Source organism: Xanthomonas sp. PPL134 (assembly GCF_040595915.1).
Classification (GTDB): domain Bacteria; phylum Pseudomonadota; class Gammaproteobacteria; order Xanthomonadales; family Xanthomonadaceae; genus Xanthomonas_A; species Xanthomonas_A indica.
In genome coordinates this window covers 44,084-67,462 of record NZ_JAMDLL010000002.1, presented here as the reverse complement: position 1 = coordinate 67,462, position 23,379 = coordinate 44,084, and the positions used below count along the sequence as shown (strand labels likewise).

General features: G+C 71.3%; 27 protein-coding genes and 1 riboswitch. Of the genes, 17 read left to right on the top strand and 10 right to left on the bottom strand.

From position 1 onward, the window contains the following. Positions 1 to 3: 3 nt before the first annotated feature. Genes M3U25_RS05875 through M3U25_RS05840 form a run of 8 tightly spaced genes read right to left on the bottom strand, consistent with a single transcriptional unit; the run spans position 4 to position 7,460 of the window. A complete protein-coding gene (locus M3U25_RS05875; RefSeq protein ID WP_355497547.1) occupies positions 4 to 1,170 on the bottom strand; it encodes a hypothetical protein in 1,167 nt (388 codons plus the stop codon). Further along, positions 1,167 to 2,108 carry a glycosyltransferase gene (locus M3U25_RS05870; RefSeq protein ID WP_355497550.1) on the bottom strand — a complete coding sequence of 314 codons (942 nt, stop codon included), beginning with the start codon at positions 2,106 to 2,108 and terminating at the stop codon, positions 1,167 to 1,169. Before M3U25_RS05870 ends, M3U25_RS05875 begins: the two co-directional genes overlap by 4 nt. Then, the gene (locus M3U25_RS05865) at positions 2,108 to 3,361 is read right to left on the bottom strand and encodes an O-antigen translocase (protein ID WP_355497553.1); all 1,254 of its coding nucleotides are present in this window, start codon (positions 3,359 to 3,361) and stop codon (positions 2,108 to 2,110) included. The genes M3U25_RS05870 and M3U25_RS05865 overlap by 1 nt, the downstream gene beginning before the upstream one ends. Next, positions 3,358 to 4,488, bottom strand: a complete 1,131-nt coding sequence (locus M3U25_RS05860; protein ID WP_355497556.1) for a DegT/DnrJ/EryC1/StrS family aminotransferase — start codon at positions 4,486 to 4,488, stop codon at positions 3,358 to 3,360. Before M3U25_RS05860 ends, M3U25_RS05865 begins: the two co-directional genes overlap by 4 nt. Beyond that, complete coding sequence (locus M3U25_RS05855) at positions 4,485 to 5,420, bottom strand: GNAT family N-acetyltransferase (RefSeq protein ID WP_355497559.1); 936 nt, start codon at positions 5,418 to 5,420, stop codon at positions 4,485 to 4,487. The genes M3U25_RS05860 and M3U25_RS05855 overlap by 4 nt, the downstream gene beginning before the upstream one ends. Further along, positions 5,407 to 6,369: a hypothetical protein gene (locus tag M3U25_RS05850; protein ID WP_355497562.1), complete on the bottom strand. Its 963-nt coding sequence runs from the start codon at positions 6,367 to 6,369 to the stop codon at positions 5,407 to 5,409. Before M3U25_RS05850 ends, M3U25_RS05855 begins: the two co-directional genes overlap by 14 nt. 5 nt (positions 6,370 to 6,374) lie before the next feature. Then, positions 6,375 to 7,040: an acetyltransferase gene (locus M3U25_RS05845; RefSeq protein ID WP_355497565.1), complete on the bottom strand. Its 666-nt coding sequence runs from the start codon at positions 7,038 to 7,040 to the stop codon at positions 6,375 to 6,377. A 3-nt stretch (positions 7,041 to 7,043) separates the two neighbouring features. Then, positions 7,044 to 7,460, bottom strand: coding sequence for an FdtA/QdtA family cupin domain-containing protein (locus tag M3U25_RS05840; protein ID WP_209248598.1), 417 nt, complete (start codon positions 7,458 to 7,460; stop codon positions 7,044 to 7,046). A gap of 277 nt (positions 7,461 to 7,737) precedes the next feature. Between M3U25_RS05840 and M3U25_RS05835 the strand changes: the two genes are divergently transcribed. From M3U25_RS05835 to M3U25_RS05755, 17 genes are all read left to right on the top strand, one after another. Beyond that, positions 7,738 to 8,250 carry a cytochrome b/b6 domain-containing protein gene (locus M3U25_RS05835; RefSeq protein ID WP_311195490.1) on the top strand — a complete coding sequence of 171 codons (513 nt, stop codon included), beginning with the start codon at positions 7,738 to 7,740 and terminating at the stop codon, positions 8,248 to 8,250. 61 nt (positions 8,251 to 8,311) lie between these two features. Further along, the gene (locus tag M3U25_RS05830) at positions 8,312 to 9,676 is read left to right on the top strand and encodes a cytochrome C (protein ID WP_355497569.1); all 1,365 of its coding nucleotides are present in this window, start codon (positions 8,312 to 8,314) and stop codon (positions 9,674 to 9,676) included. 23 nt (positions 9,677 to 9,699) lie between these two features. Further along, positions 9,700 to 10,095 carry a c-type cytochrome gene (locus tag M3U25_RS05825; protein WP_355497572.1) on the top strand — a complete coding sequence of 132 codons (396 nt, stop codon included), beginning with the start codon at positions 9,700 to 9,702 and terminating at the stop codon, positions 10,093 to 10,095. 171 nt (positions 10,096 to 10,266) lie between these two features. Continuing rightward, positions 10,267 to 11,022 carry a hypothetical protein gene (locus tag M3U25_RS05820; RefSeq protein ID WP_355497575.1) on the top strand — a complete coding sequence of 252 codons (756 nt, stop codon included), beginning with the start codon at positions 10,267 to 10,269 and terminating at the stop codon, positions 11,020 to 11,022. A 63-nt stretch (positions 11,023 to 11,085) separates the two neighbouring features. Further along, positions 11,086 to 11,667, top strand: coding sequence for a sigma-70 family RNA polymerase sigma factor (locus M3U25_RS05815; RefSeq protein ID WP_242083424.1), 582 nt, complete (start codon positions 11,086 to 11,088; stop codon positions 11,665 to 11,667). Next, complete coding sequence (locus M3U25_RS05810; RefSeq protein ID WP_355497580.1) at positions 11,667 to 12,308, top strand: zf-HC2 domain-containing protein; 642 nt, start codon at positions 11,667 to 11,669, stop codon at positions 12,306 to 12,308. Before M3U25_RS05815 ends, M3U25_RS05810 begins: the two co-directional genes overlap by 1 nt. Next, positions 12,305 to 13,636: a S8 family serine peptidase gene (locus tag M3U25_RS05805; protein ID WP_355497584.1), complete on the top strand. Its 1,332-nt coding sequence runs from the start codon at positions 12,305 to 12,307 to the stop codon at positions 13,634 to 13,636. The genes M3U25_RS05810 and M3U25_RS05805 overlap by 4 nt, the downstream gene beginning before the upstream one ends. A gap of 9 nt (positions 13,637 to 13,645) precedes the next feature. Continuing rightward, positions 13,646 to 14,452, top strand: a complete 807-nt coding sequence (locus tag M3U25_RS05800; RefSeq protein WP_355497586.1) for a heme ABC transporter permease — start codon at positions 13,646 to 13,648, stop codon at positions 14,450 to 14,452. Then, positions 14,449 to 14,661: a heme exporter protein CcmD gene (gene ccmD, locus M3U25_RS05795; RefSeq protein WP_242158713.1), complete on the top strand. Its 213-nt coding sequence runs from the start codon at positions 14,449 to 14,451 to the stop codon at positions 14,659 to 14,661. The genes M3U25_RS05800 and ccmD overlap by 4 nt, the downstream gene beginning before the upstream one ends. Continuing rightward, positions 14,645 to 15,115 carry a cytochrome c maturation protein CcmE gene (ccmE, locus tag M3U25_RS05790; protein WP_355497591.1) on the top strand — a complete coding sequence of 157 codons (471 nt, stop codon included), beginning with the start codon at positions 14,645 to 14,647 and terminating at the stop codon, positions 15,113 to 15,115. Before ccmD ends, ccmE begins: the two co-directional genes overlap by 17 nt. Before the next feature lie 37 nt (positions 15,116 to 15,152). Next, positions 15,153 to 17,123 carry a heme lyase CcmF/NrfE family subunit gene (locus M3U25_RS05785; protein ID WP_355497594.1) on the top strand — a complete coding sequence of 657 codons (1,971 nt, stop codon included), beginning with the start codon at positions 15,153 to 15,155 and terminating at the stop codon, positions 17,121 to 17,123. After that, positions 17,120 to 17,662 carry a DsbE family thiol:disulfide interchange protein gene (locus M3U25_RS05780; protein WP_355497597.1) on the top strand — a complete coding sequence of 181 codons (543 nt, stop codon included), beginning with the start codon at positions 17,120 to 17,122 and terminating at the stop codon, positions 17,660 to 17,662. The genes M3U25_RS05785 and M3U25_RS05780 overlap by 4 nt, the downstream gene beginning before the upstream one ends. Continuing rightward, positions 17,659 to 18,135 carry a cytochrome c-type biogenesis protein gene (locus tag M3U25_RS05775; RefSeq protein WP_355497600.1) on the top strand — a complete coding sequence of 159 codons (477 nt, stop codon included), beginning with the start codon at positions 17,659 to 17,661 and terminating at the stop codon, positions 18,133 to 18,135. Before M3U25_RS05780 ends, M3U25_RS05775 begins: the two co-directional genes overlap by 4 nt. After that, a complete protein-coding gene (locus tag M3U25_RS05770; RefSeq protein ID WP_355497603.1) occupies positions 18,132 to 18,782 on the top strand; it encodes a tetratricopeptide repeat protein in 651 nt (216 codons plus the stop codon). The genes M3U25_RS05775 and M3U25_RS05770 overlap by 4 nt, the downstream gene beginning before the upstream one ends. A gap of 274 nt (positions 18,783 to 19,056) precedes the next feature. After that, complete coding sequence (locus M3U25_RS05765) at positions 19,057 to 19,395, top strand: DUF3649 domain-containing protein (RefSeq protein ID WP_355497606.1); 339 nt, start codon at positions 19,057 to 19,059, stop codon at positions 19,393 to 19,395. Continuing rightward, positions 19,392 to 21,008 carry a PepSY-associated TM helix domain-containing protein gene (locus tag M3U25_RS05760; RefSeq protein ID WP_355497609.1) on the top strand — a complete coding sequence of 539 codons (1,617 nt, stop codon included), beginning with the start codon at positions 19,392 to 19,394 and terminating at the stop codon, positions 21,006 to 21,008. The genes M3U25_RS05765 and M3U25_RS05760 overlap by 4 nt, the downstream gene beginning before the upstream one ends. Then, positions 21,005 to 21,337 carry a DUF3325 domain-containing protein gene (locus tag M3U25_RS05755; protein ID WP_355497612.1) on the top strand — a complete coding sequence of 111 codons (333 nt, stop codon included), beginning with the start codon at positions 21,005 to 21,007 and terminating at the stop codon, positions 21,335 to 21,337. The genes M3U25_RS05760 and M3U25_RS05755 overlap by 4 nt, the downstream gene beginning before the upstream one ends. Positions 21,338 to 21,350: 13 nt before the next feature. Here M3U25_RS05755 and crcB read toward each other — a convergent pair whose 3' ends face one another. Continuing rightward, the gene (crcB, locus tag M3U25_RS05750) at positions 21,351 to 21,770 is read right to left on the bottom strand and encodes a fluoride efflux transporter CrcB (RefSeq protein ID WP_160947213.1); all 420 of its coding nucleotides are present in this window, start codon (positions 21,768 to 21,770) and stop codon (positions 21,351 to 21,353) included. 110 nt (positions 21,771 to 21,880) lie between these two features. Further along, positions 21,881 to 21,950, bottom strand: a riboswitch (Fluoride riboswitch). Position 21,951: 1 nt separating this feature from the next. After that, on the bottom strand, positions 21,952 to 23,325 hold the full coding sequence (locus M3U25_RS05745) for a replication-associated recombination protein A (RefSeq protein WP_355497616.1): 1,374 nt from the start codon (positions 23,323 to 23,325) through the stop codon (positions 21,952 to 21,954). Positions 23,326 to 23,379 lie beyond the last annotated feature (54 nt).

Below are 23,379 nucleotides of genomic sequence, written 5' to 3'. Positions count from 1 at the left end.
CGGTCATGGCAGCGGGGATCTCGGGGAAACGGAAGGCAGGCCCGCGGCCGGTACCGCGCAGCGGCGGTTCGGCAGCAAGGCGCTGCAGGCATGCAGCAGCAGGCACAGCGCGACGAAGCCGGCATTGGTCCAGGTGAAGGCCTGCGGCGCGAACGGCGACATCACGCAGGCGTAGGCGATGCGCAGGAACACCAGCAGGTTGAACAGCGCCACGCCGCGGCCGAGCAGGCGCACGCTCCACAGCAGCGCCGCGTACAGCGCCAGCATCGCCGCCAGCGCGGCGCCCGGACCGCCGGCCAGCAGGAACGGCAGGAACTCGGTGCCGACATTGATGTTCGGCGCATCCAGCGGGATGCCGGTGCCGGCGGTGGCGATGGAACCGCTCAGCGGCACCAGCTGATTGACCAGGAAACTGGCGTTGGCGTAGCCCTTGCCGAGCAGCGCGCCGAAGTTGTACGGGCCGGCGCCGATGTACAGCAGCAACCACTTGATGCCCTGCGGCGCGGACCGGTACAGCGCGCCGAACGGCAGCGCCACCGAATCCAGCGAGCCGGAGCGCAGCGTGCCCAGCAGCGAGAACGCCGCAGCGCCGGCACACAGCAGCGCCAGCACCCGCTTCCACGGCAGCGGCCGCGTCGGGTCGCGGCGCAGCAACAGCAACAGGCCGACACTGAACACCGCCGCGAACAGCCGGTTGCGGTCGATCACCAGCACCGGGAAGGCGAAGCCGGCCAGCAGCAGCGCGTTGCGCACGCTGCGCGCGCGCACGCACAGCATGCCGATCGGCGGCAGGATCCAGCACATGTTCGACACATGCCGCACGTGGGCCTGCAGCGGGCTCAGGTCGGCGTACGCCGAGGGGTCGTGCAGCAACGGGATCGGGAACAGCAACAGGTCCATCAGGCAGAACAGCCCGACTGCGGCAGCCAGGCCGAGCGCGACGAAGGCCTCGCGGGTGCCGGCATACTCGTGCGCTCGGAACGCCGCCAGCGGCGGCAGGCGGATGCCGAGCACTGCATCCAGGCCCAGCGTCGCCAGCGCCACGGCGGCCAGCAGCGCGATGCCGGCGAGATAGCCCGGCGGCAGGTCGAAGGTGAGCAGGGTCAGCGCGCAGCTCAGCAGCAGCGGCAGGCCGAAATACGCCGACGGCAGGCGCAGCAGCCGCTTCATGCGCGTTCGGCCAGCGCCGGCTGGCCGCCCTGGCGCACCCGCGCCAACAGCGACAGCCACGCATGCGCCAGCAGGTGCCCGCCCAGCGCCAGCGGGCTGCGCCGCAGGAACGCGATCTTGGCGGCGATGTAGTGCGCCTGCGCGTGCAGCAAGGTACGGCAGGCCGGATCGAACAAGCGCGCGCGGCGCAGCGCCACCTGCCGCGACTCGGCCAGGTTGGCCAGGCGACTGGGCAGGTGCCGGGTGCGGCTGGCGTTGCGGTCGTGCACGCGGTAGGCGCACACCGCCACGTCCAGGAAGCCCAGCGCGTCGCGCGCGACCAGGCGCAGGAAGAAATCCCAGTCCTCGATGCGCAGGCCTTCGTCCCAGGCCGCGCCCGGCTGCAGCGCGCTGCGCCGGACCAGCGCCACGGCCCCGCTCACCGCCCAGTGGCGGATCACCGCGCGGCGGATGCCGGCCTCGCTCAGGTACAGGCGTTTGTCCACGCCATGTAGGTCGCGCATGCTGCTCTGGTGCACGGTGCGATCCTGCGCGTCGACCACGATGGCATCGCCGATCACCGCGGCCTTGTGCGGATGCGCGCCCAGGTACGCCACCTGCACACCCAATCCGCCCGGCAGCAGATAGTCGTCGCTGGCGCCCAGGCGCAGGAACTCGCCGCGGGCCATCGCCACCAGGTGGTTGAGGGTGGCGGCGATGCCGAGGTTCTCGCGCGGCCAGAAGCGCACGTGCAGCGTGTCGCCGTTCTGTGCGATCCACGCGGCGATGCAGTCGGCGGTGCCGTCCCGGGAGCCGTCGTCGACAATCACCAACTCCTTGTTCGGGTACGGATCCTCCAGCACGCTGTCCAGGCAGCGCTGTACGAACGGCGCATGGTTGTAGGCCGGGATCAGGATCGAGACCAGCGGGAGCGCCGGCGGCGTGTGCGGTACGTGCATCAGCCCAGTCCTCGCAGGTAGCGGCGCACCACCAGCACGTTGAACGCCAGGTACAGCGCGTAGTTGCAGGCGAACGCGTAGGCCGCGCCGATCAGGCCCATGTGCGCGGTGAACAGCACCACCAGGCCCAGGTAGCTGGCCGCGAACAGGCATTCGGAGAGCACGAACAGCCGGGTCATCGCCTTGGCCAGCATCAGGTAGGACAGCACGAAGGAGGCGATCTTGAGCACGTCGCCGAGCAGTTGCGGCGCGTACAGCGGCAGCGCGGCGGCGAAATCGGGCGAGAACAGCAACCGGGTGATCCAGCCGCGGCACAGGTACACCGCCGCCGCAGCCACGATCACCGCCGGCAGCACGTAGCGGTAGGCACCGCGCAGTTCCTGCAGCAGCGCGCCACGCGTCTGCAGCGCCGCCAGCTTGGGCAGGTAGTAGACGTTGATGGCGGTGGTGAAGAACAACAGATAGGCATCGGAGACACGACTCACCGCCTGCCAATAGCCGACCTGCTGCCAGCCGAACTGGCCGGCCAGGTGGTCGCGCACGCCGATGTTGACCAGCAGCGGCAGCAGCGCCGAGGCCAGGGTCATGGCCGAAAAGGCGGCCAGCCGCCGCACCATGGCCGGGTCGAAGCGGATGCGCAGCATCTCGCGGCGGAAGTACGGGCTGCGCCGCAGTGCGGGCAACCCGGTGCACAGCCAGGCCACCTGCCCCAGCACCAGACCGAGCAACGCCCCAGACAGGCCCATGCCGTACGCCAGCGCGGCCACCAGCAGCACGCTCAGCACCGCGCCCGCCACCTGGATGAAGGCCAGCCGGCGCACGTCCATGAAGCCGTTGACCACCGCCAGGATGTAGTTGGCCAGGGCGATGCCGAGCTGCGCCACCGCCAGCACGCAGATCAGCGGCTGGTACTGCGCGTCGCCAAGCAGGCGCTCGGCGATCAGGCGGCTGCACAGCAGCGCGGCCACGCCCATCGCGCAGGCCGCGACGCAGGCATAGCCCAGCGCGCTGCCGAGCAGCCGGGCCAGCGCCGGCGCATCGTCGCGGTACTCGGCCACGTACTTGACCACGCCGGCGCCGATGCCGCCGCCGGCCAGCACCGCCAGCAGCGACATCAGGCTGGTGAACTGGCCGAGCCGGGCGACCCCGGCCGGGCCTGCGTACACCGCCACCAGCTTGAGCACCAGCAAGGCGGCCAGCAGCTTGGCCGCGGTGGCCATGCCGCTGTACGCGCCGCTGCGCAGCACGTTCATGCCGCCACGCCGCCGAAACACTGGCAGGCGTCGATCACCTGCGCCACCGCCGCATCGTCCAGGGTGGGACCGATCGGCAGGCTGAGCACTTCGGCCGCCAACTGCTCGCACAGCGGCAGCTGCAGCGTGGCCAGTTCCGGATAGGCCGGCTGCCGGTGCGGCGGCGTCGGATAATGCACCAGGCAGTGCACGCCTTGCGCCTGCAGGTGCTGTTGCAGCGCATCGCGCTGCGCACAGCGCACCACGAACAGGTGCCAGGCATGCGCGGGCGGGTCGGCCACCTGCGGCAACGCGATCTGCGGATGCGCGATGCCGTCGAGGTAGCGCTGGGCGATCGCATGGCGCGCAGCGATGTCGGCGTCCAGATGCCGCAGCTTGACCCGCAACAGCGCCGCCTGCAGCTCGTCCAGGCGCGAGTTCACACCCTGCAGCAGATGCCGGTACTTGATGTCCGAGCCATAGTTGCGCAGCACCCGGATCTGCGCCGCGAGCGCGTCGTCGTCGGTGGTCACCGCGCCGCCGTCGCCGAGCGCGCCCAGGTTCTTGCCGGGAAAGAAGCTGAAGCCGGCGGCATCGCCGAAGCTGCCGGCATGGCGGCCATCGCGGCGCGCACCATGCGCCTGCGCCGCGTCCTCGAGCAGCAGCAGGCCATGCTGCTCGGCGATAGCGCGCAGCGCGGCCATGTCGGCCAGCTGCCCGTACAGGTGCACCGCCAGGATCGCCCTGGTGCGCGGGCCGATCGCCCGCTCCACCTGCGCCGGATCCAGATTGAAGCTGGCCGCCTCCGGTTCCAGCGGCACCGGCCGCAGCCGGCTCTCGCTGATCGCCAGGAAGCTGGCGATGAAGGTATTGCCCGGCACCAGCACCTCGTCGCCCTCGTGCAACCGGCCAAGCGCACGGTAGCCGCGCAGGATCAGGGTCAGCGCGTCCATGCCGTTGCCGACGCCGATGGCGTGGGTGGTGCCGCAGTAGGCGGCGAACTCGCGCTCGAAGGCGTCCAGTTCCTCGCCCAGCACGTACCAGCCGGAATCGATCACCCGCGCCGCCGCGGCCTTCAGCTCGTCGGCGTAGCGCGCATTGCTGGCGCGCAGGTCGAGGAACGGCACGCTGGCCGACGGCAGGCTCATTGCAACTCCCAACGGTAGAAATCGTGGACCACGGCGCGCGCGCCGAAGCGCTCCTTCTGCTCGACCAGGCCGGCATTGAGCACCTGGCCCTGCTGCTCGGTGGAAATGCCCAGGCTGAGGAACTCGCGCTGCGCGTAGACCTGCTCGATCAGCTCGGCCAGCAGCAGGCTCAGCGCATCGGCACGGCGGCCCTGTTCCGAACAGGCCAGGTACTGGGTGTGGACGACGTGGCCGAAGTCGTACACCAGCGTGCCGGCCAGCAGCTCCGCGCCGTCGCGGACTTCGTAGGGCACGATCTGCGCCGGGAAGCGCGCGCACAGCAGGCGCAGTTCCTCCAGGCTGTGGGTCGGACGTGCGTCGTGGCGTTGCAGGACCTCGCGCAGCAGCGCGTGCAGCGGCGCCGGGTCGTCCACGCGCTGCACGCGTAGCCCGGCGCGGCGCGCCTTGGCCACCGACCGCTTGCGCGCGGCGGCCATGCGCGGCGGTTGGCGTAGCGGCACCGCCGAAGACAGGTCGCGGCGCTGCAGGCGCGCGCCGAGCCGGTGCAGCGCGTACAGGTCCTCCTCCGCCGGGCTGCGATGGAACAGATGCGGCACCGCCTTGTACAGCAGCATGCGCACGCCGGCGCCGCGATAATGCGCCGCGATGCGCTCGAACGCCTCCAGCGTCGCCGTCGCGCGCAGCACGTGGGTCGAAACCAAGCCGGCATAGCTGAGGCCGGCGTGGCTGGCCACCGCGTCGCCCTCGCGGTTGGCCGGGAATACCGCCACCGGCGTGCCGGCGTGCTCGACCAGCAAGGAGGCGTCGACGAAGCGCGCCGCGTGATACTCCATGTAGCCGCGTCGGTGCAGCAGATTGCCATTGCGCGACGCCGCCACCACGGCATCCCACGTCGACGCATCGGCCGCGGTGTAGGGCCTAACCGACAGCATCGGCGTCCTCCCAGACCATGCCGGCGGGCAGCACCGCTTCGGCCACGCCGAAGCCATCGCGGCCCATGTCGTTGCCGTTGTAGAACAGCAGCAGGCGCCCGCCATGGCGGATCAGCGCCGGGTAGCACAGCGTGCGCGCGTCCCAACCCTCGGCCGAGAGTGGCAGGCCCAGCGCGGCGGCGTCGCAGCGCTGCCAGTGGCGGCCGTCGTCGCTGAGTGCCATGCCCGGCAGATAGGCGCCGGCGCGGCTGCCGTGGGTGAAGAGCATCACGTGGCGGCCATCGTGCCGGTACACCCGCGGGCGGCCAATGCGGTACTCCTCGCCCTGCGGCTGCAGGCAGACCGTGTCCTGCCGCGGGATCGCCTGCAGGTCGTCGGTCTCCACGCAGCGGATGTGGTAGCGCGGATACGGCGTGCCGCCGATCCATTCCCAGTCGTCGCCCACCGCGTACCACAGCTGCCAACGGCCATCGCGATAACGCGCCGAATGTACCGCGGCGATGGTGCTGCGGCCGGGTGCGCGGTCCAGCAGCGGCGTGTCCTGGCGACGCTGGAAGGTGTCGCCGCCGTCGCTGGACACCGCCAGGCCGGTGAAGGCCAGGAACTTGGCCCGCGCCACCTGCTGGAAGCCGACATAGAACATGAACAGGCCGTCCGGCCCGTGCACCACATCGCCGAGGATCATGCCGTTGTCGTCGAAACAGCCGGCGCGGCCGATGTCCAGCACCGGTGCGGCGCTGACGCCGAGCACCCGGGTCGGATCGTCGGCGCACACGTCGACATAGCCGATGCGGCTGATCCCGGCATCGTCGCGGAAGCCAGCGTAGATGCGCAGGCGCTCGGCATCCAGGCGCAGCGGCGTCGGCGTCAGCGCCGAGTGCCGCATCCAGCCGCCGACGCCGTCGCGTGCGGTGTCGAACACCAGGCCGCGTTTGTGCCAGGCGAACATGCGTCTCACAGCTCCACGTCGAAGCTGGACTTGCCGGCCACTGCCCGCGCCGGCGCACCGACGTAGAGGCGTCCGGGCTCGGTGTCGCGAGTCAGCAGCGCACCGGCACCGATCACGTTGTCGGCGGCGACCTTGACCCGGTCGCTGAGCGTGGCATTGACCCCGATGAAGCTGCTCGCGCCGATCTCGCAATAGCCCGAGATCACCGCATGCGAAGCCAGGAACACGTGGTCGTGGAGCACCGTGCGGTGGCCGACGTGGTTGCCGCTCCACAGGATGCAGTTGGCGCCGATGCGGGTGAACGGCTGCAGCACGTTGTGCTCGAACACGAAGCAGTGCTCGCCCAGCTCCACGTTGCGCCACACGAACGCCTGCGAGCTGACGTAGCTGGCCATGCGGTAGCCGCGACGCTTGGCATCCAGGTAGAAGCGCGTGCGCAGCCGGTTGAGTCCGCTGGCGGGGATCGCCACGAACACGTCCACCTGCGACGGCGGATAGCGCTGCTCGAGCTCTTCATAGGCCACCACCGGCAAACCGGCCAGCGTCGGCGTGGACAGGTAGTCGCGCTCCACACTGAAGGCCAGCACTTCGTAGTCGCTGTCGTGGGTGAAGTATTCGCAGGCGATCTGCGCCAGTTCGCCGGCGCCAACGATGACCAGGGGACGCGCCATGGCCTAGGCCTCCTGCCGGCGCACGCCCGCGGCTTCGCGCAAGAACTCGTCGTAGTCGAAGATGTAGTCGGTCGGGTCGTAGGCCTGGTCGGCGAGCACCATCAGCACGCAGTCCTCGCTGAAGTCGTACAGATCGCGCCAGACCATGCTGCCCAGTAGCAGGCCCTGCCGCGGATCGTCCAGCACCACCTGCACCGGGCCGCTGCCGTCGTCGAGCAGGAACGACACCGACCCGTGCAACGCCACCGCCAGTTGGTTGAGATGGCGGTGCGCATGCTGGCCGCGGTGCACGCCGTTGCGGGTGGCGAACAGGTAGTACACGCGGCGGATATCGAAGGGCACGTCGCGCTGTTGTTCCAGCGCCACGAGCTGGCCGCGCGCGTCGCCGTGCGTTCGCAACTGGATTCGTTCGATTGCCATCAGAGTGCCCGACCCGGGCTCCGCATCGGAGCGTCCAGGCTGAGTGCCGCGCGTCCGCGGAAAGGTTGCGCAATGGCGACGCGCAGCGCGACGCAACCTTTCACCGCAGCACCGGCACCCATCGACGACCACCGCTGCCGCGATGCCGAGCCGCATCGCGCCGCGGGCCCCCTCGTCGCCTCCAAGGACACCGCGTACCGCCATGACCTCGCCCACGCCGGCCGCGCCGACACCGCCCGTTCCCCCCGCTGCCGCGTCGGCGGCGTTGCCGCGGCCGATGGTCTGGCTGCACTGGCTCACCGTGCTGTGCCTGGTGCTGGCGGCGGGATTGATCCTGCTGCGCGAGGAAGTCGAAGGCCGCATGTGGCGGCAATGGCTGCTGGAAGGCCACCGCCACTTCGGTCTGTTCGTGCTCGGCCTGTTCTGCCTGCGCGTCGCGCTGCGGATGCGCCTGGGCAAGCGCCACGACCCGGATGCCGGCTCGGCGCTGCTGCGCTTGCTGGCCGGCGCCACCCACGTGGTGATGTACGCACTGCTGCTGACCCTGCCAGTGCTGGGCTGGGCGCTGAGCCAGTCGATGGGCAAGCCGGTGCATCTGTTCGGCGCGACCCTGCCGGAACTGGTCGCGCCCGATCCCGATCTCGCCGACACCTTGGGCGCCTGGCACGTGGACGCGGCCTGGTTGCTGCTGGCCCTGATCCTGCTGCACATCGGCGCGGCGCTGTGGCACCACCTCGTGCGCCGCGACGCCGTGCTGCAACGGATGTTGCCGTTCCTGCGCCGCCGCTGAGTCGATTCGCCCTTCCCCGCTTCCGTCCGTCGCCGCACCCACCCGCCAAAGGACTCTCCGCATGCACAGCGCCCCGTCGTCCCCCTCCACCTACTCCCGCAGCGACAGGACGCGCGGCGCCGAGCAGGCGCTGCTGTGGTCGGCGCTGGGCTCGCTGCTGCTGGTGCTGAGCCCGCGCGCCGCGGCGGTGCCGGCGTTCGCACGGCAGACCGGCTCGTCCTGCGCCGACTGCCACATCGGCGCCTACGGCCCGGCGCTGACCCCGTACGGCATGCGCTTCAAGCTCGGCGGCTATACCGACAGCGACGGCAACGGCACCAAGATCCCGGCCTCCGCCCAGCTCACCGCCAACCGCAGCGTGCCGGCGCGCGGCGAGAGCCGCACCCGCTTCAGCGAGGCCGACCTGTACCTGGCCGGGCGCATCACCGACAACGTCGGCGGCTACGTCAAGGTCGCCACCAGCAACAACGGCAAGAACGACTACACCACGCGCCTGGACAACGTGGACCTGCGCGCGGTCGTCAAGAGTTTCCAGGTCGGAGGCAAGGACACCCTGCTCGGCGTCAGCGTCAACAACAATCCCGGCAGCCAGGATCCGATCGGCATGCTGCCCAACGCCTCCGGCCTGGGTCCGGCCTCGGCCTATGCCAGTTCGACCACCCTGCTGAACCAGTCGGCGCTGTCCAATCGGGTGATCGGCACCAGCGTCTACGGCCTGTACGACCGCAATTGGTACGGCGAGCTCGGCACCTACACCGCCCTGCCGCTCTCGACCCAGGACGATCTGGGCTACGCCGTCGGCGGCGATCCGGGCAAGCTCAGCGACACCGGCTACCTGCGCCTGAGCTACATGAAGGACCTCAAGCGGCAGTTCTTCTCCGCCGGCGTGGTCGCGCTGACCACGCGCCGGCAGCTGCCGCGCAGCACCGGCCCGCGCGACGACTTCACCGATCTCGGCTACGACCTCAACTATCAGTTCCTGGGCACCCGCGAGCACATCCTCAAGCTCGGCTACCTCAACATCTACGAGCGCCGCCGCTACGGCAGCACGCTGATCGACCCCACCGACCCGGCCCTGGCCGGCCCGCGCCGGGCCAGCGTGCGCGACCAGTCGATCAGCCTCAACTACACCTACAGGCAGAGCTACAGCCTGCTGTTGGCGCACTTCATCAACACCGGTTCGGACGATCCGTTCCGCTACCGCCCGTACGGCGCGCCGGACACCACCAGCAACCTGATCAGCGCCTCGTGGGCACCGTTCGGCAAGGACGACAGCGTTTCGTCGATCTCCAACCTGCGCCTGTCCGCGACCTGGTTCCGTTTCAGCAAGTTCAACGGCAGCACCGGCAACGTGTTCGGCGCCACCCCGGTCACCCGCCCGCGCGATCTCAACCAGTTCGCGCTGAGCCTGAGCCTCGCTTTCTGATGTCCCCACACGGAGCTTCCCCCATGAAACCCGCCACTGCCTTCCCCCTGTGCACCCTGCTCGCCGGCCTGCTGCCGCTGGCCGCCGCGGTGGCGCCGTCCGCGCATGCCGCCGGCGGCGCGCCCGGCGCCGGCGTGTTCGCCAGCGAGTGCGCCGAATGCCACAGCGCCGCACCGGCCAAGAACAAGAAAGGCCCGACCCTGTTCGGCGTGGTCGGACGCCGCGCCGGCAGCGTGCCCGACTACGCCTATTCCGACGCGATGAAGCAGAGCCAGTGGACCTGGAGCGACGACAAGTTGCGCAGCTATCTGTCGCAGCCGGCGTCCAAGGCCCTGCCCGGCGGCAAGATGAAGTACGACGGTCTGGACGATGCCAAGCAGTTGCAGGACCTGATCGCCTACCTGCACAGCCTGCATTGAACTGGCTGCTCGATCCGGTCATATTCGGCGCCCGACGGGCCGGCCATCGCGCCGCGCCCGTCCCCGATTCCTGACCTGCGAGCCTCGAGCCACCGTGCGTTTGCCCCCTGCCGCCCTCGGCGCGTCGCTCCTGCCTCCCGCCGCCTCTCTGCGCCGCGGAGCGGGCCGCGCATGCTGAGCGCCCGCATCGGCGGGGCTGTCGGCGCGGGCCGGCGGTCATGGCGCGCAGGCGCCGACGCGGCACTGGCGGTGGCCCTGGCGCTCGCTGCGCTGCACGCGCCGGTCGCCACAGCCGGCGATGTCGGCGGCGCCGCCGGGATCAGCTCGCAACTGGTCGACCGCGGCATCGCCGTGACCCGCAGCACCCCGACCCTGCAGGGCGCACTGTTCTGGCTGCCGGCGCCGGGCTGGTCGCTGAGCGGCGCGGCCAGCGTGGCGCTGGATGCGCCGGGCAAGGTGCTGATGGGCAGCGTCGGCCTGTCGCGCAGCTGGACCCTGTCCGACAGCTGGCAACTGCAGGCCGAGGCGCTGCTGTACCGCTACCCTGGGTCGCGCGCCAACCGCATGTTCAACCGCGACGAGGTCAGCCTGGGCTGGAGCTATCGCGACCGCCTGAGCCTGTCGCTGGCCGCCTTCCGCATGCCCGACAGCGGCCTGCAGCAGCGCTGGTACGGCGCGCTCGACCTGACCGCGCACCAGCCGCTGGCCGGCCCGCTGTCGTTGTCGGTGGGGGCCGGCGTCAGCCAGGCGCCGCCGGCCCTGTACGGACTGGAGTACACCGCGCACTATCACTACGGCCACGCCGGGCTGATCTGGAACGCCGGGCGCTGGAGCCTGGAGGTGGACCGCGTGTTCAGCAACGCCCGCACCGGCTATGCCGACCGCGGCCTGTGGCCCTGGGTGGCCAGCCTCTCCCGCAGCTTCTGAGTCGAGCGCAACCTTTCCGTGCCGCCCCGGCACATACCGGTGCCCGTTGCCACACCTGCCCCCATGAACGACACCGACCTGCTCGGCGATGCCACCGACCGCATGCTGCTCCGGCGCATGGCGGCCAGCGACCGCGAGGCCCTGGCCCGCCTGTACCGCGCCTACCACGGCCGCCTGTGCCGGTTCCTGTCGCGGCTGACCCGTCGCCCGGACATCATCGAGGAGGCGATCAACGACTGCTTCTGGATCGTCTGGCAGAAGGCCGGCGACTTCCGCGGCGACTCGCAGGTCTCGACCTGGATCATGGGCATCGCCTACCGCTGCGGGCTCAAGGCGATCCGCCACCACAGCGACGATGCGATCGACGACGGGGCGATGGCCGAGGACCACGCGGCGGCCGCCGACCCGGACGAGGATCGCGAGTTGCGCGACTGGCTGGGCAAGGGCCTGGAACGCCTGTCGGCCGACCAGCGCCTGGTGGTGGAACTGGTCTACGGCCTCGGCCACAAGCTGGAAGAGGTCGCCGCGATCATGCAGTGCCCGGTGGGCACCATCAAGGCACGGCTGTTCCATGCCCGGGTCAAGCTTCGCAACGTGCTGCCGGGATTGGCCGGCGGCGCGTCCACGCTGACGGAGAGCGCGTGATGAAATCGGGCTTCAACGAGCCAGGCAACGAGTGCGCGCACGCCTGGGAACTGATGCCGTGGGTGCTGCAGGACAGCGCAACGGAACAAGAAAACGCGTGGCTGGTGGCGCACCTGGCCAAGTGCCGGCACTGCAGCGCCGAGTTCGCCCAGCAGAGCCGCCTGCGCATGGCCATGACCCTGCCCAGCGACGTGCCGGTGGACGCCGAGGCCGGGCTGCAGCGCCTGCTGCAGCGCCTGGACGCGCCGGTCCCGCAGGCGCCGCCGCAGCGCAGCCGCGCCAGCTGGACCACGCGGGCGCTGGTCGCTGCCGCGCTGCTGCAGGCGATCGGCCTTGGCGTGCTGGGCCTGCGCCTGTCCGCCGAGCACGAGCGCAGCACCGCCTACCGCACCCTCAGCGACGCCGCGCAGCCGCTGGCGGCCGACGCGATCCGGGTGGTGCCGGATGCGCGCATGACCCTGGCCGACTGGGACGCGCTGCTGCGCAAGCTGCAGCTGCGGGTGATCGGCGGCCCCAACGCCGCCGGCGCCTACACCGTGGTGCCGATCCAGGCCGGCGCGGCGGCGCAGCCGCAGCGCAGCGTGCAGCAGCTGCGTGCCACCGCCGGCATCCGCCTGGCGGAGCCGATCGCCGCGCCATGAAGCTGCATCTCGCCAGCCTGCTCGTCGCCTGCCTGGGCCTGGGCGCCTGCGCCCACGCCGCACCGGCGGCGGTCGCCGATCCTGCGCTTGCAGCCGCGGCCAAGGCGCCCGGCCTGGATCCGTCGCCGGCGCTGGACAGCCAGCGCCAGATCGTCCTCGCCGTGGCCAACCCGATGGCCGCGCCCAGCCGCCACGCCGGCTCCAACCTGCTCGGCTACGCCTCGGCGCGCTACTACGGCGCCGGCACCCAGGCGGTGGCCACCCTGGACGCGCTGAACAAGCGTTACGGCCTGCGCCAGGTGGCCGGCTGGCCGATCAAGGCATTGGGGCTGTACTGCGTGGTGCTGGAGCCGGCGCCACGCAGCGACCGTGCCGCGCTGCTGGCGCAACTGGCCAAGGACGACCGTGTGGCGCTGTCGCAGCCGCTGCAGGATTTCGGCACGTATTCGGCCGACAGCCAGGCCGCCGCGCCGGCGCAGCCGCTGCGCTACAACGACCCCTACGTGGACATGCAGCGCGGCTTCGCCGCCACCAATGCGGCCACCGCGCAGGCGCTGAGCCAGGGCCAGGGCGTGGACGTGGCCATCGTCGACACCGGCGTGGACACCGCCCATCCGGACCTGCGCGGGCGCCTGCGCAACACCCGCGACCTGGTCGCCGCCGATCCGGGCGCGTTCAACCGCGACCACCACGGCACCGAGGTCGCCGGCATCATCGCCGCCGGCAGCAACAACCACCTGGGCATCGTCGGCATCGCGCCGAAGGCGATGCTCGACGTGTACAAGGCCTGCTGGTATCCGCAGCGGCCCGGCGCCGGCGCCGGCGCCGGCTGCAATTCCTTCACCCTGGCCAAGGCCCTGGCGGCGATCGGCGACACCCGCACCCGCATCATCAATCTCAGCCTCGGCGGCCCGGCCGACCCGCTGCTGCGCAAGTTGCTGGAACACCTGTTGCGCGATGGCCGCATCGTGGTCGCGGCGATGCCGCCCAACGGCCGCCTGGACGGGTTTCCCGACGGCATTCCCGGGGTGATCGTGGTGCGCAGCAGCGCCGCCACGCCGGCGCCGCCCGGCGTGCTCAGCGCGCCGGGCGAGGACATCCTCACCACCCAGCCCAACGGCGGCTACGACTTCACCTCCGGCTCGTCGATGGCCACGGCCCACGTCAGCGGCGTGGTCGCGCTGCTGCTGGCGCTGGCGCCGCACCTGGACGCGCGCAGCGTGCACGACCTGCTGCTGCGCACCAGCCGCCAGCGCGACGGCCTGCTGCAGGTGGACGCCGCCGCTGCGGTGCAGGCGCTGCCGCGCAGCGCTCCCCTCGCCCGCTAGAGGCTCTCCATGCGTTCCTGGATCCCGCTCTGGTTGCACCGGCTCGGCGCGCCCCCGACCTTCTACCGCGTGGCCGGCGCGGTGCGCCCGTGGAGCCTGGCGGCGGCCGTGCTGCTCGGCGCCGTGGCCGGCTACGGCGGGCTGGTGCTGGCGCCGCCGGATTACCAGCAGCACGACGCCTACCGCATCATGTTCGTGCACGTGCCCTGCGCGTGGATGAGCCTGTTCGTCTACGCGGCGATGGGCGTGGCCGGCCTGGTCGCGCTGGTGTGGCGGGTGAAACTGGCGGAAATCGCCTGCACGGCGTCGGCGCCGATCGGCGCGGCCTTCACCTTTGTCACCCTGTGCACCGGCTCGCTATGGGGCCGGCCGATGTGGGGCACTTGGTGGACCTGGGACGCGCGGCTGACCTCGGAACTGGTGCTGCTGTTCCTGTACCTGGGCGTGATCGGCCTGCACCGCGCCATCGACGATCCGCGCCAGGGCGCGCGCGCCGCCGCGCTGCTGGCGCTGGTCGGGCTGATCAACCTGCCGATCGTGCATTACTCGGTGGTCTGGTGGAACACGCTGCACCAGGGCTCCACCGTGCGCGTGTTCGGCCCGTCGAAGATGCCGCTGTCGATGCTGTGGCCGCTGCTGTTCGGCGTGGTCGCCAGCAAGTGCTACTACGTCGCCAGCCTGTGCGGGCGCATGCGCGGCGACCTGCTGGCGCTGGAGCGCGGCAAGGCCTGGGTGCGGGCGATCGCGCTGCAGGCAGCGCCGCTGCCGGCAACGCCCGCAGACACCGTGCCGCTGCCCGCGGAGCACGCGGCATGAGCGGGTTCTGGGCGATGGGCGGCTACGCCGTCTACGTGTGGAGCGCGTACGCGCTGGTCTTCGTAGTGCTGCTCCTGGACAGCCTGCTGCCGCGCCGCCGTCAGCGCCGCCTGCTCGCTGGTATCCGCGCGCAAGCGGCCCGCGAACAGGCCCGCCGCGCCCGCGGCAATGCCGTCGTCCCTGGAGTTGGCGATGCATCCCACCCGTAGGCGCCGTCTGCTGCTGGTACTGCTGTTGCTGGGCGCCGCGGCGCTGGCCACCAGCCTGTTCGTGCTGGCCCTGCAGCACAACATCAGCTACCTGTTCACCCCCAGCCAGGTGCAGGCCGGCGCGGCCAGGGACTACCGGGTGTTCCGGCTCGGCGGCATGGTCAAGGCTGGCTCGATCACGCGCAGCGCCGATGCGCTGCAGGTGCAGTTCACCGTGATCGACAAGGCCGGCGCTACCGTGGTCGCCTACACCGGCATCCTGCCCGACCTGTTCCGCGACAACCAGGCGGTAATCGCCACCGGCTCGATGCAGGGCGCGCGCTTCGTCGCCACCGAAGTGCTGGCCAAGCACGACGAGACCTACATGCCGCAGGAACTGAAGGACGCGATGGCGCAGGCGCATGCCGATCGCGCCCGTGCTGGTGCCGCGGCGGCGGCGGCGATCAGACCATGACAAGTGGCGTGGTCCGCATCTCCGGGAGCGTATCGCCATGAGCGCCGAACTCGGCCAGTGCGCGCTGATCCTGGCCTTGCTGCTGGCGCTGGTGCAGGCGGTGCTGCCGCTGCTCGGCGCCTGGCGCGGCCAGCGCGCCTGGATGGCGGTGGCGCGGCCGGCCGCCTACGCCCAGGCCGGTTTCGCCTGGCTGGCCTTCGGCCTGCTCGGCTACGTGTTGCTGCAGTTGGATTTCTCGGTGCGCTATGTCGCCGCCAACGCCAACCTGGCGCAGCCCTGGTACTACCGGCTGGCCGCGGTGTGGGGCGCGCACGAAGGCTCGCTGCTGCTGTGGATCGCCCTCCTCAACCTGTGGACGGTGGCGCTGGCGCGCAGTAGCCGGCACCTGCCGAATGCGTTCGCCGCGCGCGTGCTCGGCGTGCTCGGGCTGATCGCCAGCGGCTTCCTGGCCTTCGTCCTGTTCACCTCCAATCCGTTCGCGCGGCTGTCGCCGATGCCGCGCGACGGCAGCGAGCTCAATCCGGTGCTGCAGGACCCGGGCATGGTGCTACATCCGCCGGTGCTGTACACCGGTTACGTCGGCTTCTCGGTGGCCTTCGCCTTCGCCATCGCCGCCCTGCTCGGCGGCGAACAGCAGCAGGCCTGGGTGCGCTGGGCGCGGCCGTGGACCAACGTCGCCTGGGGCTTCCTCAGCGCCGGCATCGTCGCCGGCAGCTGGTGGGCCTACGCCGAGCTGGGCTGGGGCGGCTGGTGGTTCTGGGATCCGGTGGAGAACGCCAGCTTCATGCCGTGGCTGGTCGGCGCGGCGCTGATCCACACCCAGGCCGTGACCGAGAAACGCGGTGCGCTCGGCGCCTGGACCCTGCTGCTGTCGATCCTGGCGTTCTCGCTGTCGTTGTTGGGTACTTTTCTGGTGCGCTCGGGCGTGCTGACCTCGGTGCACGCCTTCGCCGCCGACCCGCGCCGCGGCCTGTACATCCTCGGCTTCCTGGTGCTGGTGGTCGGCGGTTCGCTGCTGCTGTACGCGCTGCGCGCGCCGCGCCTGGCCGCGGGCAAGCCGTTCGCCGCGCTGTCGCGGGAGACCGCGATCCTGATCGGCAACCTGATGCTCAGCGTGGCCGCGGCGATGGTGCTGCTGGGCACGCTGTTCCCGCTGCTCGGCGACGCGCTGCGGCTGGGCAAGCTTTCGGTCGGGCCGCCCTACTTCGGCCTGCTGTTCCCGCTGCTGATGCTGCCGGTGGTGCTGCTGTTGCCGTTCGGCCCCTATCTGCGCTGGGGCCGCACCGAACCCGGCGCGCTGCGCGCGGTAGCCGCACGGGCCGGACTGGCCGCACTGGGCTGCGCGCTGCTGGCGTGGTTGCTGAGCGCGGGCACGCTGCGCGCGGTGGCCGGCGTCGCGGCGGCGGCCTGGGTCGGCGTCGGCACCGCGCTGTATGCGCTGACCCGCTGGCGCAGCGCGCCGCGTGGCCGCCGCTTCCCCGCCGAACTGGCCGGCATGCTGCTCGCGCATGCCGGGGTGGCGGTGTTCGTGGCCGGCGTGCTGCTGTCGGAAAGCCTGTCGGTGGAACGCGACGTGCGCCTGGATCCCGGCCAGAGCGCGCAGATCGGCGCCCATGCGTTTCGCTTCGATGGCGTGCGCCTGGTCGACGGCCCCAACTGGAAGGCGGAGCAAGGCACCGTGACCGTGTTGCGCGACGGCGGCGTCGTGGCGGTGCTGCACCCGCAGAAGCGTCTGTACAGCAGCGAACGCATCCAGACCGAGGCGGCGATCGACGCCGGCGTGCTGCGCGACCTGTACGTCGCGCTGGGCGAGCCCGTCGACGACCAGCACATCGAATACGGCTGGACCCTGCGCCTGTACGACAAGCCCTTCATCCGCTGGATCTGGGCCGGCGGCCTGCTGATGATGCTCGGCGGCTTCGTCAGCGCTGGCGCGCGCCGCTTGCGTGCGCAGCCGGCTGCGACAAGCGCGACCGCGCCGGCCGCGCTCGCCGGAGCCGCGCCATGAGCCGGCTGCTGCCGCTGGCCGCGTTCGTGCTGCTGGCCGCGCTGTTCGGGTTCGGGCTGTGGTGGAGCCGCAGCCACGACCCGCGCGCCGTGCCCTCGCCGCTGCTGGGCAAGCCGGTGCCGGCGTTCGCGCTGCCGCGCCTGGACCGCCCGGACCTGCGCAGCGGCAGCCAGGCGCTGCGCGGCCGCCCGTATCTGCTCAACGTGTTCGGCAGCTGGTGCATGGCCTGCAGCGAGGAGCATCCGCTGCTGATGGCGCAGGCCCGGCAGTTGGGCGTGCCCCTGGTCGGCTACGCCTACCGCGACGATCCGCACGACACCGCCGCCTGGCTGGCGCAGCGCGGCAATCCGTATGCGCTGGTGCTGGTGGACGCCGACGGCCAGCGCGCCATCGACCTGGGCGTGTACGGCGCCCCGGAAACCTTCCTGATCGATGCCGACGGCGTGGTCCGCTACAAGCACGTCGGCGTGCTGACACCGCAGGTGTTCGCCGACGAGCTGCGCCCGGCGATCGCGGCGCTCGACGAGGCGCGGCGATGAGCGCGACCGTCGCACGGACGTGCCGACGTAAGCCGTGGTGGCGACTGCTGGTGCTGCTGTGGCTGCTGGGCGGTGCAGTGCCGGCGCTGGCCCAGGCGGTGGACCCGCTGCCGTTCAAGGACCGCGCGCAGGAACAGCGCTTCCAGCGCCTGACCGCGCAATTGCGCTGCCTGGTCTGCCAGAACGAGAACCTGGCCGATTCCGACGCGACCCTGGCGCGCGACCTGCGCCACCAGGTGTTCGCACAACTGCAGGCCGGGCGCAGCGATGCCCAGATCAAGCAGTACATGGTCGATCGCTACTCGGCTTTCGTGCTGTACGACCCACCACTGGCGCCGGGCACCTGGCTGCTGTGGTTCGGGCCGGCGCTGTTGCTGCTGGGCGGCGCCGGCATGGTCGTGGCGACACTGCGGCACCGTCGTCGTGCCATCGGTGCCGCAACGGCAGACGCCGACGCAGAGGACGCCTGGTGACGCCCGGCTTCGCCCTCACCGCCGCGACGATGCTCGGCATCGCCCTGGTCGCCGTGCTGCGTCCCCTGCTCGCCCAGCGTCCCGGCATACGTCCGCAACGTGGCATCGCCCTGCTGCTGGCGCTGCTGCTGCCGTTGCTCGGCGCCGGCCTGTACTGGCGCATCGGCACGCCGACGGCCCTGGCCGGCGTCCCCCTGCAACCGCAGCCGCCGGCTGCGCCGGAGCAGACCGCGCAACGGCTGCAAGGCTGGCTGCAGCAGGCCTGGGACGCGCAACAGGCGCAGCGCCCGCACGACGCGCAGCAGGCCTATGCGCAGGCCCTGCGGATCGCCCCGGACAATGTCGAGGCGCTGCTCGGCTGGGCCGAGACCGACATGGCGCAACGCGCCGATCTCGCCGTCGGCAACGCCGCACGCGCCATGCTCGACCGGGTGCTGGCGCAGCAACCGGACAACCAGCGGGCGCTGTGGATGCGCGGCATCGCCGCGTTCCAGCAGCAGCGCTATGCCGATGCGGCGGGCGACTGGCACCACTTGTTGACCCTGCTGCCCACCGCGTCGCCGCTGCGCGAGACGGTGACGCAGAAGATCACCACGGCTGAGGCAATGGCGGCCAATGGCTCGCCGGGGAACGCAACGCTGCGCTGACGCGGTCGCAGCGATCGCGGCGGCGGCGCGGGTTGTTCAGAGAGCCTGCTCGCGCATGCGTTTCAGTGTGTCCGCAGCGACGGCTTGGCATGCCGGGATCGCGGAACATGCCATGACGCAGCCCACCGCGGCGGCAGCGCCAACTACACCAGCGCACGGTTCATCTCCCCGCATTTGCGCCAAAGATAGGAATGCGTATCATTAACTGACATCTCACCCACCGCCGCCACGCGCTGTCCGCTGCCCAGCCGGTGCTTCCTCCCCACGGGCCTGCATGTCTTCTTCTTCCACCTCGCTCCACGCCCCTGACGCCCCGGCGACGCCGCGGCGCCGCTCCCTGCCGCCCTGGCTGGGCGTGCTGGCGCGCACCCTGGCGGCGATCGTCGGCGGTTATGCGCTGGCCGCGGCCACTGCGGTGCTGCTGCCGCTGCTGTGGTCATCGGTGCGCGCGCAGGCGGTGTTGAGCGGGATGATGCTGGGCATCCTGGTCTGCGCCTGCACCGCGCTGTGGGCGTTCGCCGCGCGCAGCGTCGGGCGCGCCTGGCTGGGCATCGCCGCGCTGCTGGCGCCGATGGCCCTGGCCATCGCCTGGCTGCAGCAGCACGCGCCATGAAGCAGGGATTCCGCCAATCGATGGCCTGGCTGCACACCTGGAGCGGCCTGCTGGTGTCCTGGGTGCTGCTGCTGATCTTCATGGCCGGCACCGCCAGCTATTTCCGCAACGAGATCAGCCGCTGGATGCGTCCGGAACTGCCGCAGGCGCAACCGAGCACCGACGTGGTGGCCGCCCGTGCGGTGGCGCTGCTGCAGCGCGAGGCGCCGCAGTCGCCGCAGTGGTTCGTGTCGCTGGCCAATCCGCGCGCGCCGTTCACCGACCTGTTCTGGCGCAATCCGCCGCCGGCCGACGGCGCCCGCCAGAGCCGCAAGGAGATGTTCGGCAACGCCCTGCTCGACCCGGTCAGCGGCGAGGCCAGCCAGACCCGCGACACCCGCGGCGGCGACTTCTTCTACCGCCTGCACTTCGACCTGCACTACATCCCGGCGCTGTGGGCGCGCTACATCGTCGGCTTCTGCGCGATGTTCATGCTGGTGGCGATCATCAGCGGCGTGATCACCCACAAGAAGATCTTCAAGGACTTCTTCACCTTCCGCCCGGCCAAGGGCCAGCGCTCGTGGCTGGACTTCCACAATGCCAGCGCGGTGCTCGCCCTGCCCTACCACGCGATGATCACCTACACCGGGCTGGTCACGCTGATGCTGATGTACCTGCCCTGGGGCATCAAGACCGCCTACCCCGACGCCGAGCAGGCGTTCTACGCCGAGGCGTTCCAGGAACCGGAGAACCTGCGCGAGGCCAGCGGCACGCCCGGGCGCATGCTGCCGATCGAGCAACTGTTGGACGTGGCGCGCCGCGAATGGGGCGCGCAGGCGCCGATCGCCGGCTTCACCGTGTACAACGCCGGCGACGCGGCCGCGGCCATCCAGATCCGCCAGGGCGACGGCCAGCGCCTGGGTTACACCACACCGTCATTGCTGCTGGACGCCGGCAGCGGCCAGATCCTCGGCCGCAGCGGCACGCTGGGCGCCGCCGCGGCAACCCGCAGCACCCTGTACGGCCTGCACCTGGCGCACTTCGCCGGCCCCTGGCTGCGCTGGCTGTTCTTCGGTTGCGGCCTGCTCGGCTGCCTGATGGTGGCCAGCGGCGCGATCCTGTGGGCGGTCAAGGAGCGGCCCAAGCACGCCAAGGCCGGCCGCATCGGCCTGGGCCTGCGCCTGGTCGATGCGCTCAACATCGGTACCGTGGCCGGGCTGCCGATCGCCTTCGCCGCCTATTTCTGGGGCAACCGGCTATTGCCGCTGCACCTGGAGGCACGTCCGGAGCGCGAAGCGGCGGTGTTCTTCCTGGCCTGGGCGGCGGCCCTGCTCGCCGCGCAGGTGTGGCCGAAACGCGCCATGTGGGCCTGGCAACTGTATGCGGGCGCGGCGCTGTTCGGCTTGCTGCCGCTGCTCAACGCCATCACCACCGAGGCGCACCTGGGCGTGAGCCTGCTGGCCGGCGACTGGGCGCTGGCCGGGTTCGATCTGGTCTGTCTGTTCCTCGGCCTGGCCCTGGCGCTGGCCGCGCGCCGCATGCAGCGTTGGCAACCGCCGCTGTCGGCGGCCGAACGCCGCGCCCGCGAGCGCGGCGGATCGGGCAAGCCGGTGCTGGCCACGGAGGGCGCATGACCGCGCTCGGCCTGTGCCTGGCCTTCTCCGGCTTCGTCGCGCTGTGCCTGGGCATGGAGAAGCACCAGCTCGAGCTGTATGGCGCACATCGCGCGTCGGCGCCGCGGATGCGACAACTGCAGGCCGCCGGCTGGCTGCTGCTGGGCGTGGCATTCGCCTGCTGCGTCGCCGCGCGCGGCTGGGGGATCGGCCCGGTGCTGTGGGTGGGCTCGCTCAGCGCCAGTGCGGCGCTGCTGACCCTGGGCCTGCTGCCTTACCGGCCACGGCTGATCGTGCCGCTGGCGCTGCTGGCGCCGCCGCTGGGCGTGGGCGCCGCCCTGCTGGGCTAGGTACCCGCCTTACTCAGCGATCGGCGGCCACCGTCGGCGCCCGTAGTTCCGCGGCGGTGCGCGCGCCGGCGAACACCAGCACCAGCCCCGCCGCCAGGGTAATCGCCAGGTACAGCGGGACCATGCCGAGGCGGCCGTTGCGCACGAACACCATGCTTTCCATCATCAGCGAGGAGAACGTGGTCAGTCCGCCGACCAGGCCGACGATCAGCAGCGCCCGCCAGTACGGCGCGCTGGCGCCGCGGCCTTCGATCCACACCAGCAGGAAGCCGCCGACGAAGGCGCCGGCCAGGTTCACCGCCAGCGTGCCCCACGGGAAGCCGGCGCCGTAGCGCTGCAGCAGCGCGCTGCCGACCGCGAAACGCAGGCCGGAGCCGACCGCGCCGCCGGCCATCGCCAGCAGCAGTTGCTGCCACCACAGGGTCAGGTTCATGCGCGCCTCCGCGAGACGAACGCAGGAGCAGCAGCTGAAACACGAGAAAGAACGGGCATCGGATTCTCCACAGGGACGATGCCGGGGCGCGGACCTGCCACCCCGGCGGGGGTTGGGCAGGCATCATCAGCGCGCAGTGCTGCGGGCGGTTCGAGGAGGAATGCCATCTCCTGTGCGCCGATTATGCGGTCGATCGTCCGGCCTTGTCAGCCCGCGCCTGTTCGCGCGCGGCGCGCAGGCGGTCGAGCTTGTCCTTGAGCTTGATCTCCAGGCCGCGTTCCACCGGCCGGTAGTAGACCCGCTCGCCCATCGCATCGGGAAAGCCGGTCTGGTCCAGCGCAATGCCGCCCTCGGCGTCGTGGTCGTACTGATAGTCGGCGCCATAGCCCAGGGTCTTCATCAGCTTGGTCGGCGCGTTGCGCAAGTGCAGCGGTACCTCCTGGGTGCCGGTCTCGCGCACCTCCGCCTTGGCCTGGTTGAACGCGGCATAGCCGGCGTTGGACTTGGCGGTGCTGGCCAGGTACAGCACCAGTTGCGCGAAGGCCAGTTCGCCTTCCGGGCTGCCCAGGCGCTCGTAGATGTCCCAGGCTTCCAGCGCCATCGACTGCGCGCGCGGATCGGCCAGGCCGATGTCCTCGATCGCCATGCGGGTCAGCCGCCGCGCCAGGTAGGCCGGGTCGCAGCCGCCGTCGAGCATGCGCGTGAGCCAGTACAGCGCCGCGTCGGGATTGGAGCTGCGCACCGACTTGTGCAGCGCCGAGATCTGGTCGTAGAACTGCTCGCCGCCCTTGTCGAAGCGGCGGGTGCGGTCGGCCAGCACCTGCTGCAGGGTCTGCGCGGTGATCTCGCCGCCCTCGTCCTGGGCCAGTTCGGCGGCGATCTCCAGCAGGGTCAGCGCACGCCGCACGTCGCCATCGGCAGCGCCGGCGATCTCCAGCAGCGCCGCGTCGGACACGCGCAACGGCTCGGCGCCGAGCCCGCGCTCGGGATCGTGCAGCGCCCGCTGCAGCGCCTCGGCGATGTCCTGCGGCGACACCGCCTCCAGCACGTGCACGCGGCAGCGCGACAGCAGCGCCGAATTCAGCTCGAACGAGGGATTCTCGGTGGTGGCGCCGACGAACAGGATGGTGCCGCGCTCGATGTGCGGCAGGAACGCGTCCTGCTGCGCCTTGTTGAAGCGATGCACCTCGTCGACGAACAGCACCGTGCGGCGTCCGTCGGCGAAACGCTGCGCGGCCTCGGCCAGCACCAGCCGCACCTCGGCCAGGCCGGACAGCACCGCCGAGATCGCCTTGAACTCGGCCTCGGCATATTGCGCCAACAGCAGCGCCAGCGTGGTCTTGCCGCAGCCCGGCGGCCCCCACAGGATCATCGAGTGCACGCGGCCGGACGCGACCGCACGGCGCAGCGCACTGGTCGGCGCCAGCAGGCGCTTCTGCCCGACCATCTCGTCGAGCGTGCGCGGGCGCATGCGCTCGGCCAGCGGGCGCATGGCCTCGCGGTCGACGCTCAGCAGGTCGGGGGCATCGGAAGCGAAGGGTCTGCGTTTGGCCATGCGCCCATTCTATCGCCGCGGCCCGTGTACGCCTTGCCGCCGGCATGTATCCCG